General features: G+C 64.0%; 3 protein-coding genes. All 3 read left to right on the top strand.

The genetic code is table 11. The features are described from left to right. On the top strand, window positions 1–656 hold a 656-nt coding region (locus tag VJ956_RS10385), incomplete at its 5' end, for a VRR-NUC domain-containing protein (protein WP_324084511.1). Next, on the top strand, window positions 653–2,902 hold the full coding sequence (locus VJ956_RS10380; protein ID WP_324084509.1) for an ATP-dependent DNA helicase: 2,250 nt from the start codon (window positions 653–655) through the stop codon (window positions 2,900–2,902). The genes VJ956_RS10385 and VJ956_RS10380, both read left to right, overlap by 4 nt. A gap of 60 nt (window positions 2,903–2,962) precedes the next feature. Next, window positions 2,963–3,994: LLM class flavin-dependent oxidoreductase (locus tag VJ956_RS10375; protein WP_324084506.1), on the top strand; the 1,032-nt coding region annotated here is incomplete at its 3' end.

Here is a 3,994-nt window from a genome sequence, read left to right as displayed (position 1 = left end):
CTGCACGCCCGGCGCTCCTGAGCTTTACCCTGGCGCTGGAAAATCCGGAGGGACATTCCGTGGAGTGGGCGGTCGGGCAACACCTGACCCGGCCGCAGGCTCCGGTGGCCTATGTCGAAAACACCCTGATCAATGGCCTGTTTGGCCTGCTGTGCTGGCGCGCCCTGTTCGCGCCCGTGCCCGGCGCGTTTTTCCATCCGTTCCATAGCGGCCCCGCGGATCTGTATCGGGAAGATTTCGTGGCACGCAGGCAGGCACTGTTCGAGGACTGCATCGGCGCCCTCGCCACCGGCGATTACAAAGCCCGCATCCGTAACACCTGGCGTCAGAAGCAGGGCCTTGCCTCACCATTCGTGATCTGGCCGGCGCTGCCGGAGGACCTGCTGGAACTGGCCCTGGAGTGCATTCCGGCACGTCATCTCGAGCTGATGTTCCGCCGCCTGCTGGACAACCTGCGGGAACACCGGAGTGGTTTCCCCGATCTGATCCGTTTCCAGCCAGACCAGGCTGACCCCGACCGGCGCTATGAAATGATCGAGGTGAAAGGCCCGGGCGACCGCCTGCAGGACCACCAGACCCGCTGGCTGGAATTCTGTGTCAGCCATGAGATTCCGGTCTCTGTGTGCTACGTGCGCTGGACCGGAAGCGCCGGATGAGTGCGCCAAGGGTAGCCGTGCGGACCCTGTGCGAGTTCGCCGCCCGTAAGGGTGACCTGGACCTGCGCTATACTCCGGCACCCACCGCGGAAGAGGGCATTGCCGGCCATGGCGCCCTCCAGGCCCGGCGCGGGCCTGGCTATCAGAGCGAGCGAGTGCTGGCAGGCCGGTGTGGCAGCCTGCTGGTCAGCGGCCGGGCCGACGGCTGGGATCCGGTTATTGGACGGCTGGAGGAAATCAAGACCCATCGTGGTGATCTGTCCCGGGTCCGCGAAGCCCAGCGCCATCTCCATCGCGCCCAGTTACGGGCCTACGGCGCCCTGCTGTGCCGGGAACAAAACCGCCCGGAAATAGAGCTTGCGCTGATCTATTACGATGTTGGCAAGGACCGGGAAACGCCGGTCATCGAAACCGCCACCGCCGCCGCACTCTGGCAGGAGCTCGAGCAGCTTTGCGCGCTTTACGCCGGCTGGGCCGAACAGGAACAGGCTCATGAGCTGGCCCGAAACCGGGCGTTGTCCGCACTGAGATTGCCTTTCCCGGATTTCCGACCCCGGCAACGGGCACTTGCGGAAACGGTTTACGTCAACAGCGTCCGCAACCAGTCCCTGCTGCTGGAAGCACCGACCGGCCTGGGTAAAACCATGGGCACCCTGTTTCCCGCACTCAAGGCAATGCCGGTGGCGAAGCAACACCGGCTGTTCTACCTCACCAGCCGCAACACCGCCCGCCAGGTAGCCATCGACGCGGTCGATCTCCTTGCCAGTGCCCAGACTGAACCAGTGCCAATCCGCATCCTGGAACTGGTGGCCAAAGATCACGCCTGTGAACATCCGGACAAGGCCTGCCACGGCGATTCCTGTCCGCTGGCCAAAGGCTTTTTTGATCGTCTGCCGGCAGCCCGGCAGGTTGCCGCCCGGCACCCCGGCATTCTGAATCAGCAGACCCTGGCCCGCATTGCAGTGGACCACCAGATCTGCCCCTATTTTCTGGCCCAGGAGATGGCCCGCTGGTGCGACCTGGTCTTCGCCGACGTCAACCGCATGTTTGACCAGTCCGCCCTGCTGCACGCCCTGATCCGCCAGAACAACTGGCAGATCGGGCTGCTGATTGACGAGGCCCACAACCTGGTGGACCGGGCCCGGAGCATGTACTCCGTCACCCTGAGTCAGCGGCGGCTGCTGCGGGCAAAGCGGCAGGCCCCGGCAACCCTCAAGTCCGGCCTGAACGGTGTTGCCCGGGCCTGGCAGTCGCTGCTCCGGGAGCAGACGCCCGGGCCTGGCGGACCAGCGGTAAATCTGACCGCGCTGCCCGGCGGCCTGGTTGCAGCCCTGAACCGGCTGGTGTCGGCGATCGGCGACTACCTGGCGGACCATCCGCCGGACCTGGCCCTTCAGGAACTGTTGTTCGAATGCCTGGCCTTTTCGCGGCTGGCGGAGGTTTTTGGCGATCATTCACTGTGCGAGCTGGCCCGCCCGCGCCGGGGTGAAGCCCGTCTGTCAATTCAGAATCTGATTCCAGCGGACTTTCTGGCCGGACGTTTTGCCGCTGCGCAATCCACCTTACTGTTTTCCGCCACCCTGTCCCCCGGGGAATACTACCGCGACCTTCTGGGCCTGCCGGACACTACCCTGTTCCGCTCGCTGCCCGGGCCCTTTAATGCCGACCAGCTTCAGGTTCATTTCACCCCGGATATCAGTACCCGCAAGCCTGACCGTGAGCGCTCCCTGGTACCCATTGCCCGGTTGATCGCCGGTCAGTACCGGGCGAGACCGGGCAATTACCTGGCCTTTTTCAGCAGCTTTGCCTATCTCGACCAGGTCAGCGACGCACTCGCACAATCAGCGCCGGACATCCCCCAGCGGGTTCAGCGCCCGGGCATGTCAGGCCCGCAACGGCAGGAATTTCTGGAGGCGTTCGGGGAAGACAGTGAAGGGGTGGCGTTTGCGGTGCTGGGGGGCATTTTCAGCGAGGGTATCGATCTTCCGGGGAACCGTCTGATCGGCGCCTTTATCGCAACCCTGGGACTCCCGCCCTTCGACAACTGGCACGAAATCCTGCGCCAGCGACTGGACCGGCGTTTTCAGGCGGGCCAGGCCTATACCTACCTGATACCCGGTATGCAGAAAGTGGTGCAGGCCGCAGGCCGGGTAATCCGCACCGAGCAGGACCGGGGGGTGATCTGGCTGATCGATGACCGGTTTTTGCAGCCGGATATTCGTGGACTGCTGCCGCGCTGGTGGTGATCCGGGGAAACGCCTGACGAATTTGTTATCCTTGCGGGTATTTTCAATCTGGAGCTTTCGATGTCGCATACAGCGTTCGCATCCGGCGGCCAATCATCAGGCCGCAGACTGCCCTATTCACTGCTCGAGCTGGCTTCCGTCAGAGAGGGTGATTCCGTCGGCCAGACCCTGGCCAACAGCGTGGCTTACGCCCGACATGGCGAAAAACTGGGATTCAACCGGTTCTGGCTCGCCGAGCATCACAATATGGAAGGGATCAGCAGCTCTGCGACCGCGGTCCTGGTAGGCCATATTGCGGGCGCGACCAGAACACTGAGGGTCGGTTCCGGCGGCATTATGCTGCCCAATCATCCACCCCTGGTCGTCGCCGAGCAGTTCGGCACCCTGGAAAGCCTCTACCCGGGGCGCATTGACCTGGGGCTTGGCCGCGCGCCCGGGACCGACCCGGTCACCAGCCGGGCGCTGCGCCGGGACAATCTTGGCGCCGAACAGTTTCCGGAGGACGTGGCCCAGTTACAGACCCTGCTCGGCCCCCTGAAGTCCGGTCAGCAGGTAAAAGCCATTCCCGGCGCCGGCACCAATGTGCCGGTCTGGCTCCTGGGTTCCAGCCTCTACAGCGCGCAACTGGCGGCCCAAAGGGGACTGCCCTATGCCTTTGCCGGGCACTTTGCCCCGCGCCTGTACCGCGAGGCGCTGAACCTATACCGTAGCCAGTTCCGGCCGTCCGATACCCTGAAACAGCCCTACGCCATGCTGGCCCTGCCCGCCGTCCCCGCCGACACCGACGAAGAGGCGCGGTTTCTGGCAACCACCAGCTATCAGCGCATTCTGGCACTGTTCAGAGGCCAGCCGCTGTGGATGAGACCCCCGGTGGCCTCCATGGACGGCCTCTGGAACAGCGGGGAACAAGCCGCGGTGCAGAGTTTCCTGGCATTGCAGTTGCTGGGCAGCGCGGACACTATCAGCCAGCAGCTCGGCAGAATCCTTGACTCAGTGGAAGTGGACGAACTGATGTTCACCGTCGACCTGTATGACCCGGAAAAACGCCGTCACGCCCTCGATATCCTTGCGGCTACCCGCCCCCAAAACCAG

Source organism: Marinobacter sp. (genome assembly GCF_035268745.1).
GTDB lineage: Bacteria > Pseudomonadota > Gammaproteobacteria > Pseudomonadales > Oleiphilaceae > Marinobacter.
Note: the sequence above shows the minus strand (reverse complement) of the source record. Positions and strands in the feature narration are given on the sequence as shown.

Coding starts and splice junctions, on each gene's coding strand:
- VJ956_RS10380 (WP_324084509.1), top strand. CDS start 653: ATGAGTGCGCCAAGGGTAGCCGTGCGGACCCTGTGCGAGTTCGCCGCC.